Genomic DNA, 16,776 nt, shown 5'->3' with positions numbered 1-16,776 from the left:
GGGGGAGGTTGGACCGATCCGCCGTCAGGCCGACCGGAATACGGAAAGCCCGCCGAGAAAGCCCCTGTGACCGTGGCGGAGCAGCGAACCCGGCCCGTTATCGCCGCCGATGGCGAGCGCCGTGGGAGCGGCTGTCACCGGCATACCGAGGGCAGAAGCTCTTGAGCACTGCGCGTTCCTTTCTCGTGGCGTCGCATGCCCCACTGCTTCATCAACCCGGCGGCGCAGAATTGGTTGCGGGGATTCACCCGGTTGGCGGGCTGCGCTACGACACGATGTCTTTCCGGGCGAACCCGCGAAAGGCCAGGGCGAACAGCACCAGGGCGTACGTGACGGATATCGCGGTGCCCTGGATCATGCCGGACCACTCGGGGCGCGACTGGACGGCGTCGGCCCAGGCGAACTGCCAGTGCGCGGGCAGGAAGTCGCGCCAGTGCCCGAGGGCGGTGACGGCGTCGAGGACGTTGCCGACGATGGTGAGGCCGACCGCGCCGCCGACCGCGCCCAGCGGGGCGTCCGTCTTCGTCGACAGCCAGAAGGCGAGCCCGGCGGTGACCAGTTGGGACACGAAGATGTACGCGACGACCACCAGCAGGCGCTGGGCCGCCGTCCCCGAGTCGAGCGCGCCGCCGGTGGGGATCTGCAGCGGGCCCCAGCCGTAGCGGGCCGTGCCGACGGCCAGCGCCACGACCGGCAACAGCACCATCGCGGCCAGGCTGAGCCCGAGCCCCACGACGAGCTTGGACCACAGCAGCCGGGCCCGGGGCACGGGCGCGGCGAGCAGATAGCGCAGCGAGGACCAGCTCGCCTCCGAGGCCACCGTGTCCCCGCAGAACAGGGCGACGGGGATCACCAGCAGGAAGCCCGCCGACACGAACAGGTTCACCGCGGCGAAGTTGGCGCCGGACGAGGTCGCCGTGTCCATCAGCGTGACCTGGTTGTTGCGGCCCCCGGGGTCGCCGCCGACGGCGAAGGCGACGACCAGGACGAAGGGCAGGACGGCGAGGATCCCGCCCATCATCAGTGTCCGGCGCCGCTTGAGCTGCCGGACCAGCTCCACCCTCAGGGGCAGGGTGCGGCCGGCCCGGTAGCCGGAGGCGGTCCCGACGGGCTCCGGGCGCGGGGCGGTCTCCTGCTGCTCGGCGAGCGTGCTCATGCCGTGCCTCCGATCAGGGTGAGGAAGGCGTCCTCCAGTCGGCGGTGGGGGCCGACGGACTCCACCGGGATGTCGAGCCGGACGAGTTCGGCGACCAGCCGCGGGGCGCTCGCCTCGGCTTCGAGCCGGACGAGGAGCCCGCCCTCGGCGCGGACGGCCGAGGCGACGCCCGGCAGCGCGGCCACCTTCTCCACGACCGGCTCCTCCACGGGCGCGGCGGTGCCGACCAGCAGGGTGTCGCCGGAGCCGACGATCTGGGCCACCGGCCCGGCCTGGACGAGCCGGCCCCGGTCCATCACCACCAGGTGCGTGCAGGACTGCTCGACCTCCGCCAGCAGATGGCTGGAGACGATCACCGTGCGCCCGGCGGCCGCGTAACGGATCATCACCTCGCGCATCTCGCGGATCTGGGGCGGGTCGAGGCCGTTGGTGGGTTCGTCGAGGATGAGCAGATCGGGCAGGCCGAGCATGGCCTGGGCGATGGCCAGGCGCTGGCGCATGCCCTGGGAGTAGGTGCGGACCGCGCGGGCGAGCGCGTCACCGAGGCCCGCGATCTCCAGGGCCTCCTCCAGGTGCGCGTCCCCGGCCGGGCGGCCGGTGGCCCGCCAGTACAGTTCCAGGTTCTCCCGACCGGACAGGTGCGGCAGGAAACCCGCGCCCTCCACGAACGCGCCGACCCGGGACAGCACCGGCGCGCCCGGCCGGATCGCGTGCCCGAAGACGCGGATCTCGCCGCCGTCGGGCCGGATCAGGCCCATCAGCATGCGCAGGGTCGTCGTCTTGCCCGCGCCGTTCGGCCCGAGCAGGCCGAGGACCTGGCCCTTCTCCACCCGGAAGGACAGCTCCCGCACCGCGTACCGGTCCGCGGACTTCGCGTACCGCTTGCTCAGGTCCGTTATCTGCAGCGGGACTTCGGCCAGCTCGGGGTCCGGTCCCGGGGCGGCCGTGCGGCGGCGGCCGGTCACCAGCAGGGCCAGCGCGGCCGCCGCGCCCGCCGCGGGCAGCCACCACACCCACGCGGGCAGCGGGGCCGCCGCCGTGTCCACCGCGGGGGCCGTCGGCACGCTCAGGCCGCCGCCCTTCAGGGAGACGGTGTAGGTGGCCGGGGCCGCCGGGGAGGCGTAGCCGAGGTCGGTGGAGGCGAGGACGAGGCGCAGCCGGTGGCCCTTCTGCACCTCGTGGTCGACCGACGGGAGCGTGACGGTGACGTCCTTGCCGGACTTGGCGCCCGCGACCCGGACCGGGGCGACCAGTTGGGAGGGCAGCACCTGCCGGCCGCCGTCGGGCGAGACGTCGTACACCTTCCCGAAGAGCACGGCGTCCTCGCTCGTGGAGGTGACGTGGACGGTGGCGGTGGGCGAGCCGGTGATCTGCAGGTCGCCGCCCACCGGGGCGGAGTCGAAGGCGGCGTACTGGCCGGGGAAGTCCAGGGACACCCCGACTCCGAGGGAGGACAACTGGGCGAGGCCGCCCGAGCCGCCCAGGCCGGGCAGGGCGGAGACACCGGGCGGGCTGGATCCCGGGGGGTTGGTGACGTGCTGTTCGCCGCCGCGCAGCGCGATCGTCCGCCGGCCGCTCTCCAGTCCCGGGTAGGTGTCCGCGGTCGCGCCCCGCAGTTGGGCGGCGCCGTCGGTGGAGTCGACGCCTCCGGTGCGGGTGCTGCGGAAGGCGGGGCCGGTGTCGACGCCCTTGTCGCCCTTGAGGTAGCGGTCGAACCAGGCGGTGACGCGCGCCTGGACGCGGCCGGTCTCCATGTCGCCGCCGTCGTGCCCGCCCGCGATCCAGTCGACGTCCACGGGCGCGCCGTTCGCGTGGATCGCCTTCTCGGCGGCGTCGGACTGGGCGAGCGTGAACAGGGAGTCGGTCTGCCCCTGGGTCAGCAGGGTCGGCACCTTGATGCGGTCGGCCACGGCGGACGGCGAGCGCTCCTCGAGCAGTTTCCGCGCCGCGGCGTCCGGCTTGCCCGACTCGGCGACCCGGTCGTACATCCGGCACAGCGCGGGCTCGAACCTGGCGCAGCCGCCGCCCTCGTTGAAGAAGATCCCGGCCCAGAGCTTCTTGTACACGCCGTTCGGGAGCAGGGCGTCCGCGAGGTTCCAGTAGGTGATCGACGGGGCGATGGCGTCCACCCGGTGGTCGTACCCGGCGGCCAGCAGGGAGACGGCGCCGCCGTAGGAGGCGCCGGCCATGCCCACGCGCGGGTCGCCCGCCTTGTCGAGCCGGACCTGGGGCTGCTTCGCCAGCCAGTCGATGAGCCGGGAGACGTCGGCGACCTCGCCCTTGGGGTCGTTGACGCCGATCTTCCCCGTCGAGTGCCCGAAGCCGCGCGCCGACCAGGTCAGCACCGCGTACCCGTCTCTGGCGAGGTCCTCCGCCTGCTGCCGTACGTCGTCCTTGCTGCCGCCGAAGCCGTGCGCCAGCAGGACGGCGGGGCGGCGGCCGGCGGAGCCGGAGGTGAAGTACGAGGTGTCGATGCGCACCCCGCCGCCCATGCTCATCACCCGGTCGGTCCGGCGCACCGGGGGCGTGTCGTCGGAGGCGACGGCCGTCCACGTACCGGCACCGGCGAGCACGACGACGGCGGCCGCGGCGGCCAGCATCCGCCGCGGCCCCCGAAGCAGCCCTCGCACACCGGGCAGTCGAAGATCCATGCGTCAACGGTACGGGCCACCGCCGACAACCGATGCAACCCCGGGGCCGAACCCCCGGCCCTCCCCGGGGAGTACGGTCCTCCCGCCGCGTACACCAGCCGTGGTACGAAGACCCATGGAAATCCGCCGCGCGAACTCGGTGGCCGAGGTCGCCGCCGCCGAGCACCTCTTCGACCACGCCGTCCGCACCGAGTGGGCCGAGCGCTTCCTGACGGCCGCCGGGCACCATCTGTTCCTGGCCTACGAGGACGGCGCCGACGTCCCCGTGGGCTTCGTCAGCGGCGTCGAGACCGTCCACCCCGACAAGGGCACCGAGATGTTCCTGTACGAGCTCGCGGTCGCGGAGCCCCACCGGCGGCGGGGGGTCGGGCGGGCGCTGGTCCTCCGGCTCGCGGCGCTGGGGCGGGAGCTGGGCTCCTACGGGATGTGGGTCCTGGTCGACACCGGGAACGACGTCGCCCTCGCCGCGTATCGCAGTGCGGGCGGCAAGGGCGACGGTACGTGCTCGGTGGTGACGTGGGACTTCGCGTGAGCGTCAGGCCCGGGCGTCCTCCGGGATGGACACCAGCCAGCGGGTGTCGCGGCGCGGGCGGAGGTAGAGGGCCCAGTAGAGGGTGGCGACGGCGGTGATGCCGCCGGTCCACAGCAGATAGCTGGTCTCCTGCTGACTGAGGACGTAGCCGAGCACCACGATCAGCAGCACCGGCATCGCGGGCCACAGCGGCATGCGCCAGGCGGGCGTGTGCTTGTGGTGGCCGCGGCGGGCCAGCAGGGCGGCGACGGCGACGAGCAGGTACATGCCGGTCACGGAGACGCCGGTGACGCCGTACAGCGTGTCCAGGTCGACGAAGCAGAGCAGCGCGCCGGGGACGCCGACCGCGAGCGTGGCGACCCAGGGGGAGCCGAAGCGGCCGAGCTTGGCGAAGACGTCGTTGACCGGCTCGGGCCAGGCCTTGTCGCGGGCGGAGGCGAACAGGACGCGGGAGTTCTGGATGACCATGACGATGCCCGCGTTGATGATCGCGAGAGCGACGCACAGGCTGACGAAGGTGCCGACGGCGGAGTCGGACCAGGCGGTGACCATGGAGCTGATGTCACCGCCGGTCAGCTCCTTCAGGTCGGACGCGCCCAGGGTGATGGCGGCGACCGGGACCAGGATGACCACGGTGGAGATGGCGAGGGTGGCCAGCACGGTGCGGGCGACGTTGCGACGCGGGTGCTCCAGCTCCTCGGAGAGGTAGACGGCGGTCGAGAAGCCCTGGGTGACGAAGAGGGCGATGGCGAGCCCGGAGACGACCAGCATGGCCGTGACGGTGTCGGTGTGCCCCTTCGGGCCCGCGACCTGCATCGCGGTGAGGCTGCCGAGGCCACGGTGGGCGTGCGTGAAGCCCAGCACGGCGACGACCCCGGCGGCGACGACCTCCAGCACCAGGAAGATCCCGGTGATCCAGGCGTTGGCGCGCAGGTCCAGCAGCCCGGCGAGGGTGGCCAGCAGCATCACGCCGGCGCCGGTCATGGCCGGGTCGAGGTGGACGACCGGTGCCAGGTAGTCGGCGGTGCCCATGGCGATCACCGGCGGCACGATCATGACGACCAGCAGGGACAGCACGAACACCAGCCAGCCCGCGAGCCGCCCGGCCAGCGTCGACACCATGGCGTACTCGCCGCCCGCGCTGGGGATGAGGGTGCCCAGCTCCGAGTAACAGAAAGCCACGGCGACGCACAGCAGCGACCCGATGGCGATCGTCAGGGCGGTGGCGGTGCCGAGCGAACCGAACAGGTCCGGGACGACCACGAAGAGCGTGGAGGCGGGCGTCACGCAGGACAGCGTGAGCAAGGTGCCGCCGACCACCCCGATGGAGCGCTTGAGGGTCTGGGGACTGCCGGCCGACTCAAGGTCGGCGGTCTCGACAGGGCGGAGCGTATCGGTCATGCGGCGGGTCCGATCGACTCGTGCGGATGCCTCCGGCGGCTGGGATTGAGGGGAATGGAACCCCGACGAAAACCGCGCGTCAATGGGTATTTGCCTACGGAATCCGTAGATTCCGAGCGCCATTGATCGCGAATACGGCAGTTTCCGTAACAGCCGTCCCGCTTTTGGCCTGTACGGGAACCGCAGGGCCGGTGTCAAAAAAGTCGCGCCGAAGCAGTCGCGCCGGTGTCAGGGCGTGTACGGCGGCGCTGCCGGCAGCCTCCGCAGAAGGATGCCTACGGCAGGGACACCCCGGTGGGCACGGCGCTCGGCATCACCTCGATCACCATGGACGTCTGGGTCGGCTCCGGTGACCTTCCGGTGCGTATGAAGCAGAAGCAGAGCTGATCGCACCGGTGCCCCGCCCCTCCCACGGAGAGGACGGGGCACCGTGCGGACGTCAGTGGTTGCGCGGGAAGCCCAGGTCCACGCCCGCCGGGGCGTCGGCCGGGTCGGGCCAGCGGGTGGTGACGACCTTGCCGCGGGTGTAGAAGTGCGTGCCGTCGTTGCCGTAGATGTGGTGGTCGCCGAAGAGCGAGTCCTTCCAGCCGCCGAAGCTGTGGTAGCCGACGGGGACCGGGATCGGCACGTTCACGCCGACCATGCCGGCCTCGATCTCCAGCTGGAAGCGGCGGGCCGCGCCGCCGTCCCGGGTGAAGATCGCGGTGCCGTTGCCGAAGGGGGACGCGTTGATCAGCGCCACGCCCTCCTCGTAGGTGTCGACGCGCAGCACGCACAGGACCGGGCCGAAGATCTCGTCCTGGTAGGCCTTCGCGGACGTGGGCACCTTGTCGAGCAGGGAGATGCCGATCCAGTGGCCGTCCTCGTAGCCGTCCACCGTGAAGCCCGTGCCGTCGAGCACCACCTCGGCGCCCTCGGCCGCCGCGCCCTCCACGTACGACGCCACCTTGTCGCGGTGGACCTTGGTGATCAGCGGGCCCATCTCGGACGTCGGGTCGTTGCCGGGGCCGATCTTGATCTTCTCGGCGCGCTCGCGGATCTTCTCCACCAGCTCGTCGCCGATCGCGCCGACCGCCACGACCGCGGAGATCGCCATGCAGCGCTCGCCCGCCGAGCCGTAGGCGGCGGAGACCGCCGCGTCGGCCGCCGCGTCCAGGTCGGCGTCGGGCAGCACCAGCATGTGGTTCTTGGCGCCGCCCAGCGCCTGTACGCGCTTGCCGTTGGCGGAGGCGGTGGTGTGGATGTAGCGGGCGATCGGGGTGGAGCCGACGAAGGAGACCGCCTTGACGTCCGGGTGCTCCAGCAGGCGGTCAACGGCCACCTTGTCGCCGTGGACGACGTTGAACACACCGTCCGGCAGACCGGCTTCCGCCAGCAGCTCGGCGATCTTGACCGACGCCGACGGGTCCTTCTCCGACGGCTTCAGCACGAAGGTGTTGCCGCACGCGATGGCGATCGGGAACATCCACATCGGCACCATCGCCGGGAAGTTGAACGGCGTGATGCCCGCGACGACACCCAGCGGCTGCCGGATCGAGGACACGTCCACCCGGCTGGCGACCTGCGTCGACAGCTCGCCCTTCAACTGCACGCTGATGCCGCACGCGAGGTCCACGATCTCCAGACCGCGGGCCACCTCACCGAGCGCGTCGGAGTGCACCTTGCCGTGCTCGGCGGTGATCAGCTCGGCGATCGCGTCGCGGTTGGCGTCCAGCAGGGCCCGGAACTTGAACAGGATGGACGTGCGCTGGGCCAGCGAGGACTGGCCCCAGGTCGCGTAGGCGTCCTTGGCGGCGGCGACCGCCGCGTCCACCTCGTCGACCGTCGCGAACGCGACCTTCGTGGTGACCGCACCGGTCGCCGGGTCCGTGACCGGCCCGTACGTACCCGAGGCGCCCGCGGCGGATTCAACGGGCTTGCCGCCGATCCAGTGGTTGACGATCTTCGTCATGACCGAGTACTCCTTCACAGATGGCGGCGACGGGTCGAGACGTGCCGTTCGTACAGCTCACGTGCCTTGACCGCGGACGATCGGGTCGCGGTCTCGGCCACAGGAACATCCCACCAGGCCTGCGCCGGGGGCGCGCCCGACACTGTGTCTGCGGTTTCGGTCTCCACGTAGACACATGTGGGAGTGTCGGCGGCCCGCGCCTCGGCGAGCGCCGCGCGCAGGTCCCGCACGGTCTTCGCGCGCAGCACCCGCATGCCCAGGCTGGCCACGTTGGCGGCGAGGTCGACGGGCAGCGGGGCGCCGGTGAAGGTGCCGTCGTCGGCGGTGTAGCGGTAGGCGGTGCCGAACCGTTCGCCGCCGACCGACTCCGACAGACCGCCGATCGAGGCGTACCCGTGGTTCTGCACGAGCAGGATCTTGATCGCGATCCCCTCCTGCACCGCCGTGACGATCTCCGTCGGCATCATCAGGTACGTCCCGTCACCGACCAGCGCCCAGACCGGCCGGTCCGGGGCGGCCATCTTCACACCGATCGCGGCCGGGATCTCGTAGCCCATGCAGGAGTAGCCGTACTCCAGGTGGTACTGGTCACGCGACCGGGTGCGCCACAGCTTGTGCAGGTCGCCGGGGAGCGAGCCGGCCGCGTTGATGATCACGTCCGTCTCGTCGACGATCGCGTCCAGCGCGCCCAGCACCTGCGGCTGCGTCGGCCGGACGTCGGGCTCTTCGGCCTCGTAGCAGGCGTCGACGCGCTGCTCCCAGCGCTCCTTGTCCTCGCTGTACTCGGCGGCGTACGGGTCGGCGACCCGGTGGTCGTGCATCGCCAGCGCCTCGGTCAGCTCCTGCAGTCCGCTGCGGGCGTCCGCGACCAGCGGGATCCCGGCGAGCTTGTGGCCGTCGTAGGGCGCGATGTTGAGGTTGAGGAAACGGACGTCCGGGTGCTCGAAGAGGGTGCCGGAGGCGGTGGTGAAGTCCGTGTACCGGGTGCCGACGCCGATCACCAGGTCGGCGGTGCGGGCGAGTTCGTCGGCGGTGGCGGTGCCGGTGTGGCCGACGCCGCCGACGTCCTGCGGGTGGTCGTGGCGCAGGGAGCCCTTGCCGGCCTGGGTGGACGCGACCGGTATCCGGGTCGCCGCCGCGAACTCGGCGAGGGCCTCCTCGGCGCGGCTGTGGTGGACTCCGCCGCCCGCGATGACGAGCGGCCGCTTCGCGGCCCGGATCGCCCGTACGGCCTCGGCGAGTTCGGCCGGGTCCGCGCCCGGCCGCCGTACGGTCCACACCCGCTCGGCGAAGAACTCCTCGGGCCAGTCGTACGCCTCGGCCTGGACGTCCTGCGGCAGCGCGAGGGTGACGGCGCCCGTGTCCACGGGGTCGGTGAGGACGCGCATCGCCTGCAGGGCGGCCGGGATCAGGGCCTCCGGCCGGGTGATCCGGTCGAAGTACCTGGACACCGGGCGCAGGCAGTCGTTGACCGACACGTCGCCCGCGTACGGCACCTCGAGCTGCTGGAGCACCGGGTCCGCCGGGCGGGTCGCGAAGATGTCGCCCGGCAGCAGCAGGACCGGGAGGTGGTTGATGGTGGCGAGCGCGGCGCCGGTGACCAGGTTGGTCGCGCCGGGGCCGATGGAGGTCGTCACCGCGTGCGTGGACAGGCGGTTCGACTGACGCGCGTAGCCGACCGCCGCGTGCACCATGGACTGCTCGTTGCGGCCCTGGTGGTAGGGCATGTCGCCGGCGTACTCGACGAGCGCCTGCCCGAGGCCCGCCACGTTGCCGTGGCCGAAGATGCCCCAGGTGGCGCCGATCAGCCGCTGCCGTACCCCGTCCCGCTCGGTGTACTGGGCGGACAGGAAGCGGACGAGCGCCTGTGCGACCGTGAGCCTCGTCGTTGAGGTCTGCGCCGTCATCGGTAACCCCCAGTGCTTTCGACGTGGTCCGGGTGGAAGCAGATCCGCCATTCCCGAGTCTCGCCCGGACCGGCCATGACGTTCAGGTAGTACATGGCGTGGCCGGGCTGGGCGATCGACGGGCCGTGCCATCCGTCGGGGACGAGGACGGCGTCGCCGGTGCGGACCTCCGCGAGGACGTCCGATCCGCCCTCACGGGAGGGGAATACGCGTTGGTAGCCGAAACCGTTCGGGCCGTCGATCTCGAAGTAGTAGATCTCCTCAAGCTCCGCTTCCTCGCCGGGCCGGTGCTCGTCGTGCTTGTGCGGCGGGTACGAGGACCAGTTCCCGCCCGGGGTGATCACCTCGACGGCGATCAGCCGGTCGCAGTCGAACGAGTCCGCGGAGGCGAAGTTGCGCACCTGGCGGGCGCAGGTGCCGCTGCCGCGGTCTTCGACGGGGACCTCCGGCGCGGGGCCGTAGCGGGCGGGGAGTCGTCGCTCGCACTTCGCTCCTGCCAGGGCGAAGCGGCCTCCCGCGCCGGAGGCGATCTGGACCCGGGCGTCGCGGGGCGTGTACACGAAGTCGGAGACCCCGTCGAACACGCTGTCCCTGCCCAGGACTTGGAACTCTTCGTCCTCCACGTGCACCGTACAACCGCCGCTCAGCGGAAGCACGATCCATTCGCTGTCGCCGGTGGTGAACGTGTGGGTGCCGCCCGGCTCCAGCTCGACCACGCGCAGGCTGCTGTAGGTCCAGCCGGCCCGCTTGGGGTCGATGTCGAGCACATACTGGGCGCCCGCGGTCGCGCCCTGGCGGAGGTAGAGGTCGTTGCTGGTCATGCGGCCCTCACAGCAGTCCTACGGCGGTGTCCACGGCGGCGGCCACATCGCCGTCCGCCGGGTACAGCAGCGACCGGCCGACCACCAGGCCGCGCACGGTCGGGAGTTGGAGCGCGCCCCGCCACTTCTCGTAGGCGGCGACCTGGTCCTCGGGCGAGTCGCCGATGTCGCCGCCGAGCAGTACGGCGGGCAGCGTGGAGGTCTCCATGACCCGGGCCATGTCGTCGGGGTTCTCGGTGACCGGGACCTTGAGCCAGGTGTAGGCCGAACTGCCGCCGAGGCCCGAGGCGATGGCGATGGACTTGGTCACCGCGTCCGCGCTCAGGTCGTTGCGCAGCCGCCCGTCGTCGCCACGGCGGCTGATGAACGGCTCGACGAAGACCGGGAGCCGACGGGCGGCCATGTCGTCGATGGCGCGGGCGGTGGACTCAAGGGTGGTCAGGGAGCCCGGGTCGTCGTAGTCGATGCGCAGCAGCAGCTTGCCCGCGTCGAAGCCGAGGCGCTGGATGTCCTCGGGACGGTGGCCGGTGAAGCGGTCGTCGAGTTCGAAGGAGGCGCCCTGCAGGCCGCCGCGGTTCATCGAGCCCATGACCACCTTGTGGTCGAGGGCGCCGAGCAGCAGCAGGTCGTCGAGTATGTCGGCGGTGGCCAGGACGCCGTCGACGCCGGGGCGGGAGAGGGCCAGGCAGAGACGTTCGAGCAGGTCGGCGCGGTTGGCCATGGCCAGCTTGCGGTCGCCGACGCCGAGGGCGCCGCGGGCCGGGTGGTCGGCGGCGACGATCATCAGCCGGCCGCTCGTACCCAGCAGGGGCCGGCGGACCCGGCGGGCGGCGGCCTCGGCGATCGCCTCGGGGTGGTGGGTGCGGGTGTGGACCAGTGCGGAGACGTCCACCTTCGGTGAGCTCAGGCCGTTCTCGGCGCTCATGGCGTGGCGGGCGCTCACCGGACCGCTCCGGCCTCGAGCGCGGCGGCCACCTCGTCCTGGGTGGGCATCGCGGAGGAGCATTCCAGGCGGGAGGCGACGATGGCGCCGGCCGCGTTGGCGTGCCGCATGATCGTCTCCAGGTCCCAGCCGGCCAGCAGGCCGTGGCAGAGGGAGCCGCCGAACGCGTCACCGGCGCCGAGTCCGTTGAGGACGTTCACCGGGAGCGGGGGGACCTCGGCGGTGTCGCCGTCGCGGTTCACCGCGAGGACACCCTTGGGACCCTGCTTGACGACCGCCAGTTCCACCCCGGCGTCCAGGAGGGCGCGGGCTGCGGCGTGCGGTTCGCGGACCCCGGTGGCGACCTCCACCTCGTCCAGGTTGCCGACGGCGACCGTGGTGTGGCGCAGGGCCTCGGTGTAGAAGGGGCGGGCCGCGTCCGGGTCCGTCCAGAACATGGGGCGCCAGTCGAGGTCGAAGACCGTCGTACCGGACTTGGCGCGGTGGGCGAGGGCCGCGAGGGTCGCCGTGCGGCTGGGCTCCTCGCTCAGGCCGGTACCGGTGACCCAGAAGATGCCCGCGTCACGGATCGCGTCCAGGTCGAGCTCGTGGGCGTCGATCTCCAGGTCGGGCGCCTTGGGCTGCCGGTAGAAGTACAGCGGGAAGTCGTCCGGCGGGAAGACCTCGCAGAAGGTGACCGGCGTGGGCAGCCCGGGGACCGGGGTGACCCACCGGTCGTCGACGCCGAAGCCGCGCAGGGCCTCGTGCAGATAGACGCCGAACGCGTCGTCGCCGGTGCGGGTGATCACGGCGGTGCGCCGGCCGAGGCGGGCCGCGGCGACCGCGACGTTGGTCGCCGACCCGCCGAGGAACTTGCCGAAGGACGACACCTGGGCCAGCGGAACTCCCGTCTGCAGCGGGTACAGGTCCACTCCGATCCGCCCCATGGTGATCAGGTCGTACGCCATCCGGCTTCCCTTCGTCACGGCTCTCCCCCCGGTTTGTAGCCCCGCACCCGGGAGCCTGTCAATGTTTTGTCCAGACATTCGGACCAGACCTTGACACGCGCTTTCCGGGCCCGCACGCTGACGGCCATGACGTCGTTGTCACCACAAGCCCCACTGTCCCGCATCCGGATCGGGTCGGCGCCCGACTCCTGGGGCGTCTGGTTCCCGGACGACCCCGCCCAGGTGCCCTGGCAGCGCTTTCTCGACGAGGTCGCCGACTCCGGCTACGAGTGGATCGAGCTGGGCCCGTACGGCTACCTGCCGACCGACCCCGCCCTGCTCGCGGAGGAGACGGCGCGGCGTGGCCTGAAAGTGTCGGCCGGCACGGTCTTCACCGGGCTGCACCACGGCGAGGCCGTGTGGGAGAAGACCTGGGCGCACGTCGCCGACAACGCCGCGCTCGCCCAGGCGATGGGCGCCCGGCACCTCGTCGTGATCCCCTCCTTCTGGCGGGACGACAAGACCGGCGAGGTCCTGGAGCCGGACACCCTCACCGCCGAGCAGTGGCGCAACCTGACCTCGCTGACCGAGCGGCTGGGGCGCGAGGTGCGGGAGCGGTACGGGCTGACGATCGTCGTCCACCCGCACGCCGACACCCACATCGACAGCGAGGACAACGTCACCCGCTTCCTCGACGGCACCGACTCCTCGCTGGTCTCGCTGTGCCTGGACACCGGGCACTACGCCTACTGCGGCGGCGACAGCGTCAAGCTGATCGAGACCTACGGCGAACGCATCGGCTACCTGCACCTCAAGCAGGTGGACCCGGAGATCCTCGCGGACGTCCGGGCCAACGGAACCCCGTTCGGCCCCGCGGTCGCCCAGGGCGTGATGTGCGAGCCGCCGTCCGGGGTGCCCGCGCTCGGCCCGGTCCTGGAGGCGGCGCAGAAGCTCGACGTCGACCTGTTCGCGATCGTCGAGCAGGACATGTACCCGTGCGCCCCGGACAAGCCCCTCCCCATCGCCCGGCGAACCCGCGCGTTCCTGAGGTCCTGCGGGGCGTAGGCCTCCGGCGGTCGGGCCGGGACTCGGGCACACGGCGGTCCGCGCGCGGGGCGCAGGCCTCCGGCGGTCGGACCGGGACTCGGGCACACGGCGGTCCGCGCGCGGGGCGCAGGCCTCCGGCGGTCGTGCGTGACACCGGTGTCCGACCGCGCGCACACGGCGGTCGCGCCTGACGCAGGCGCCCGACCGTGCGCGGGACGCAGGCCTCCGGGCAGCCGTCGGCAGCGGCCTGTCGTGCCGACGGGGTCGTGGCTCGGCTGCGCGATCGGTCGGCGGGGCCGCCTCGGCAAAGCGACGGAACGGCGGACACGGGCGCGGAGAAGCCTGCGGCCCGGATCAGGGACGACGTCGGGCCCGGTTCCCGCCCGGCGCGTCCGTCAACGCTCGGGCTCGGTTCCCGCCCGGCGCGTCCGTCAAGGCTCGGGCCCGGTCGCCCCCGCGCGTCCGTCAAGGCTCGGGCCCGTTCCCGCCCGCGGCGTGTCCCTCAACGGCCCGGTCCGCCCCCGGCGTGTCCGTCAACGGTCGGGTCCGGTCCGCCCCCGGCGCGTCCGTCAAGGCGCCACGCCCACGCACCCCCGCGCGACTTCTGCTGCACCTCTGTCACGAACGCGTCCGCCCCGTCACACATGTCCCGGGTACGCGGCCCCCTCGTCACACCCGGCCGACAGACCCTTCCCGTCGTCACTCTGCGTCGTTGACCAGGCACAGGCTTGGTGATCACCAGCGCAGCGCCCGGCTCCCCCGACGGCCTCCCCCGGCCTCCGCCGCGGCGCACGCAGGGAGGTGCAGCTCATGACCGACCGAAGGCTCTGGTCGTACAAGGAGATCGCGGCGCACATCCGGGTGCAGCCGGACACCGTACGGTCCTACCGCAAGCACGGGCTGCTGCCCCCGCCCGACCACGTGGAGGGCGGCAAGCCCTACTGGTACGCCGACACCGTCCGCGCCTGGGTCGCCTCCAGACCCGGCAACCGCGGCCGCAACCGGACCTGAGGGCGCGTGGACGTCAGCTCCAGGGCTCGATGACGACGACTCCCGCGCCGGGTGCCGTACCCATCGCGGCGAGCGCGGCCGGGGCCGCGTCCAGCGGGATCGTCGACGTCACCAGCAGGTCGGGCCGCAGTACGCCCGCGCGGACCAGTTCCAGCATGCCCGGGTAGCGTTGCGCGGCCATGCCGTGACTGCCGAGGAGTTCGAGCTCCAGGGCGATGGCGCGGGCCATGGGCACCGGGGTCGTGCCGTCCGGCGAGGGCAGCAGGCCCACCTGGACGTGCCGGCCGCGACGGCGCAGCGACTCCACGGAGGCCGCGCAGGTGGCGGGCGACCCGAGCGCGTCGAGGGAGAGATGGGCGCCGCCACCGGTCACGTCACGGATAGCGGCGGCCGTGTCCCGCGTCCGCGCGGCGTCCACGCAGTGCGCCGCCCCGAACCCGCGCGCCAGGTCCAGCGCCGCCGGTGACACGTCCACGGCGACCACCCGTGCCCCCGCGGCCGCCGCGATCATCACCGCCGACAGGCCCACTCCCCCGCAGCCGTGCACCGCGACCCACTCGCCCGCGGCCACCCGCCCCTGCTGCACGACCGCGCGGAAGGCCGTCGCGAACCGGCAGCCGAGCGAGGCCGCCGTCGCGAAGGACAGTTCCCCGGGGACGGCGACGAGGTTCACGTCGGCGTGGTCCAGCGCGACGTACTGGGCGAACGAGCCCCAGTGGTGGAAGCCGGGCTGGGTCTGCCGCTCGCACACCTGATGGTCACCGGCCGCGCAGGCGGGACAGGTGCCGCAGGCGCAGACGAAGGGCACGGTGACCCGGTCGCCGGGGCGCCAGCCGGTGACCCGGTCGCCGACCGCCTCGACGGTCCCGGCGAGTTCGTGGCCCGGTACGTGCGGCAGCGTGACGTCCGCATCGTGGCCCATCCAGCCGTGCCAGTCGCTGCGGCACAGACCGGTGGCCTCGACGCGCACCACGACACCGTGCTCGGCGGGCCGCGGATCGGGCACCTCCCGCACCTCGGCCGGCTCCCCGTACCGCTCGAACACCACAGCCCGCATGTGTCCTCGCCTCGCCTTCCGTACCACCGCAGAGATCAACGCGAACACTACGAGCGACTCCACCGCACGGACCACACCGGCCTCCCCCCGGACTGCGACACACGGGACACCTGCATAGGGTTCGGGTAAATCACCCAGCAGGAGCCCGAGGGGATCTGCCGTGACCCATCCTCCGCCGCCCGGTGCGCCCCGCGCCCGCATCCCCGGCCCGCAGCAACCCCCTCCCCCGTATCCGCGCATCCGAGCGGGCCTGTGGCGGCGCTGCCTGGGCGGCGGTCTGGCGCTGTGGGCGCTGACCACGCTGGTGACCTACACGACGGCGGACACCGCGCTGCTGCCGACCCTGATCCCGCTCGGCGGCTTCCTCCTCCCCGTCACCTTCGTGCTGTGGGCCTACGAGCGGCACGCGCGCGACCTGGGCGTCAGCGCGGTGCTCGGCTGCTTCCTGGCCGGCGGCGCGCTCGGCGTCCTCGGAGCGTCGGCGGCGGAGTACCACCTGCTCCACCCCTCGCCGTGGACGTTCGCCGCCGTCGGCCCGGTCGAGGAGACGCTGAAGCTCGGCGCGCTGATGTTCGCGCTGCGCCGGCTGAGCGGAATCCGCGGCATGCGCGCCGGGCTCGCGCTGGGCGCGGCCGTCGGCTTCGGCTTCGCGGCGCTGGAGAGCTGGGGCCACGCCCTCGAAGCGGCCGTCGTCCCGGGTGACGCCGGGCTGCGGGCGCTGCTGGGGGCCGAACTGCTGCGCGGGGTGCTGGCACCCCTGGGGCAGGGCCTGTGGACGGCCGTCGCGGGCGCGGTGCTCCTCGCCCACCGCCACCCGAACGGCCGTTTCCGCCTAGGCGGACCGGTTCTCGGCGCCTGGCTCGGAGTGTGCCTGCTGCACGCGCTGTGGGACTCCGCCCACGGGTACCTGCCCCGGCCGGCGGCCGCGGTGGAGCACCTCTTCACGGTGTTCTCCGTCGGCGGCCCGGTACTCGTCCCCCTGCTGGGCATCGCCTGGATCTGTTCACCGGCACGCCGGGGCACCTCTTGGAGAAATACCCCCTAGGGGTATACCCTCGGGAGTGCGGGCCCCACCGTGGGCCTCGTCGGCCCCACCCGCAACGACGAGGAGTAACGACATGAGCGCCCCGACCGACACCCCGTCCGTGACCACCGTCTACAAGGTGAGCGGGATGAGCTGTGGACACTGCGAGGGCTCCGTCTCCGCCGAGATCTCCGAAATCCCCGGCGTGACCTCGGTGAAGGCCGTCGCGTCGACCGGCGAGGTCACCGTCGTCTCCACCGCCCCGCTCGACGAGGAGGCCGTCCGCGCGGCCGTCGACGAGGCCGGCTTCGACCTCGCGGGCCGCGCCTGATCTGCCGTTCACCCTCGA

General features: G+C 72.6%; 15 protein-coding genes. 6 read left to right on the top strand and 9 right to left on the bottom strand.

Translation table 11 applies throughout. The features are described from left to right. Positions 1-265: 265 nt before the first annotated feature. Both ACFY0F_RS00370 and ACFY0F_RS00365 read right to left on the bottom strand, forming a co-directional pair. Entirely contained in the window at positions 266-1,156 is an 891-nt protein-coding gene (locus ACFY0F_RS00370) for an ABC transporter permease (protein ID WP_388786650.1), read from the bottom strand. Beyond that, positions 1,153-3,807 (bottom strand): CocE/NonD family hydrolase, encoded by a 2,655-nt coding sequence (locus tag ACFY0F_RS00365; RefSeq protein WP_388786647.1) that lies wholly within the window; start codon positions 3,805-3,807, stop codon positions 1,153-1,155. Before ACFY0F_RS00365 ends, ACFY0F_RS00370 begins: the two co-directional genes overlap by 4 nt. Positions 3,808-3,922: 115 nt before the next feature. Here ACFY0F_RS00365 and ACFY0F_RS00360 point away from each other — a divergent pair, with 115 nt between their 5' ends. Beyond that, positions 3,923-4,339, top strand: a complete 417-nt coding sequence (locus ACFY0F_RS00360) for a GNAT family N-acetyltransferase (RefSeq protein WP_388786645.1) — start codon at positions 3,923-3,925, stop codon at positions 4,337-4,339. Between the two features lie 3 nt (positions 4,340-4,342). Here the strand turns inward: ACFY0F_RS00360 and ACFY0F_RS00355 are convergent, their stop codons facing one another. Further along, positions 4,343-5,740: an APC family permease gene (locus ACFY0F_RS00355; protein WP_388786643.1), complete on the bottom strand. Its 1,398-nt coding sequence runs from the start codon at positions 5,738-5,740 to the stop codon at positions 4,343-4,345. A gap of 225 nt (positions 5,741-5,965) precedes the next feature. Here ACFY0F_RS00355 and ACFY0F_RS00350 point away from each other — a divergent pair, with 225 nt between their 5' ends. Beyond that, entirely contained in the window at positions 5,966-6,127 is a 162-nt protein-coding gene (locus ACFY0F_RS00350; RefSeq protein ID WP_388786641.1) for a hypothetical protein, read from the top strand. Positions 6,128-6,179: 52 nt separating this feature from the next. On the opposite strand, the gene mmsA is transcribed toward ACFY0F_RS00350, so the two are convergent. The 5 genes from mmsA to iolC are packed head-to-tail and all read right to left on the bottom strand — an operon-like array spanning position 6,180 to position 12,309. Further along, positions 6,180-7,691 (bottom strand): CoA-acylating methylmalonate-semialdehyde dehydrogenase, encoded by a 1,512-nt coding sequence (mmsA, locus tag ACFY0F_RS00345; protein ID WP_388786639.1) that lies wholly within the window; start codon positions 7,689-7,691, stop codon positions 6,180-6,182. 14 nt (positions 7,692-7,705) lie between these two features. Continuing rightward, entirely contained in the window at positions 7,706-9,598 is a 1,893-nt protein-coding gene (gene iolD / locus ACFY0F_RS00340; RefSeq protein ID WP_388786636.1) for a 3D-(3,5/4)-trihydroxycyclohexane-1,2-dione acylhydrolase (decyclizing), read from the bottom strand. After that, complete coding sequence (iolB, locus tag ACFY0F_RS00335) at positions 9,595-10,419, bottom strand: 5-deoxy-glucuronate isomerase (RefSeq protein ID WP_388786633.1); 825 nt, start codon at positions 10,417-10,419, stop codon at positions 9,595-9,597. Before iolB ends, iolD begins: the two co-directional genes overlap by 4 nt. Before the next feature lie 7 nt (positions 10,420-10,426). Beyond that, the gene (locus tag ACFY0F_RS00330; protein WP_388789103.1) at positions 10,427-11,344 is read right to left on the bottom strand and encodes a deoxyribose-phosphate aldolase; all 918 of its coding nucleotides are present in this window, start codon (positions 11,342-11,344) and stop codon (positions 10,427-10,429) included. A 14-nt stretch (positions 11,345-11,358) separates the two neighbouring features. Then, positions 11,359-12,309, bottom strand: a complete 951-nt coding sequence (gene iolC, locus ACFY0F_RS00325) for a 5-dehydro-2-deoxygluconokinase (protein ID WP_388789100.1) — start codon at positions 12,307-12,309, stop codon at positions 11,359-11,361. A 126-nt stretch (positions 12,310-12,435) separates the two neighbouring features. On the opposite strand from iolC, the gene ACFY0F_RS00320 reads away from it, so the two are divergent. After that, entirely contained in the window at positions 12,436-13,353 is a 918-nt protein-coding gene (locus ACFY0F_RS00320) for a sugar phosphate isomerase/epimerase family protein (protein WP_388786630.1), read from the top strand. A gap of 792 nt (positions 13,354-14,145) precedes the next feature. Beyond that, the gene (locus ACFY0F_RS00315; protein WP_388786627.1) at positions 14,146-14,346 is read left to right on the top strand and encodes a helix-turn-helix transcriptional regulator; all 201 of its coding nucleotides are present in this window, start codon (positions 14,146-14,148) and stop codon (positions 14,344-14,346) included. 13 nt (positions 14,347-14,359) lie between these two features. Here ACFY0F_RS00315 and ACFY0F_RS00310 read toward each other — a convergent pair whose 3' ends face one another. Then, a complete protein-coding gene (locus tag ACFY0F_RS00310; protein ID WP_388786623.1) occupies positions 14,360-15,403 on the bottom strand; it encodes a zinc-dependent alcohol dehydrogenase family protein in 1,044 nt (347 codons plus the stop codon). Positions 15,404-15,563: 160 nt separating this feature from the next. On the opposite strand from ACFY0F_RS00310, the gene ACFY0F_RS00305 reads away from it, so the two are divergent. Together ACFY0F_RS00305 and ACFY0F_RS00300 are read left to right on the top strand one after the other, a co-directional pair. Next, positions 15,564-16,448 carry a PrsW family glutamic-type intramembrane protease gene (locus ACFY0F_RS00305; RefSeq protein WP_388786620.1) on the top strand — a complete coding sequence of 295 codons (885 nt, stop codon included), beginning with the start codon at positions 15,564-15,566 and terminating at the stop codon, positions 16,446-16,448. A gap of 73 nt (positions 16,449-16,521) precedes the next feature. Continuing rightward, positions 16,522-16,758 carry a heavy-metal-associated domain-containing protein gene (locus tag ACFY0F_RS00300; RefSeq protein ID WP_388786617.1) on the top strand — a complete coding sequence of 79 codons (237 nt, stop codon included), beginning with the start codon at positions 16,522-16,524 and terminating at the stop codon, positions 16,756-16,758. Positions 16,759-16,776: the final 18 nt, after the last annotated feature.

The sequence above is a fragment of the Streptomyces sp. NPDC001544 genome (genome assembly GCF_042894285.1).
Classification (GTDB): domain Bacteria; phylum Actinomycetota; class Actinomycetes; order Streptomycetales; family Streptomycetaceae; genus Streptomyces.
This window is presented reverse-complemented; position numbering and strand designations above follow the sequence as displayed.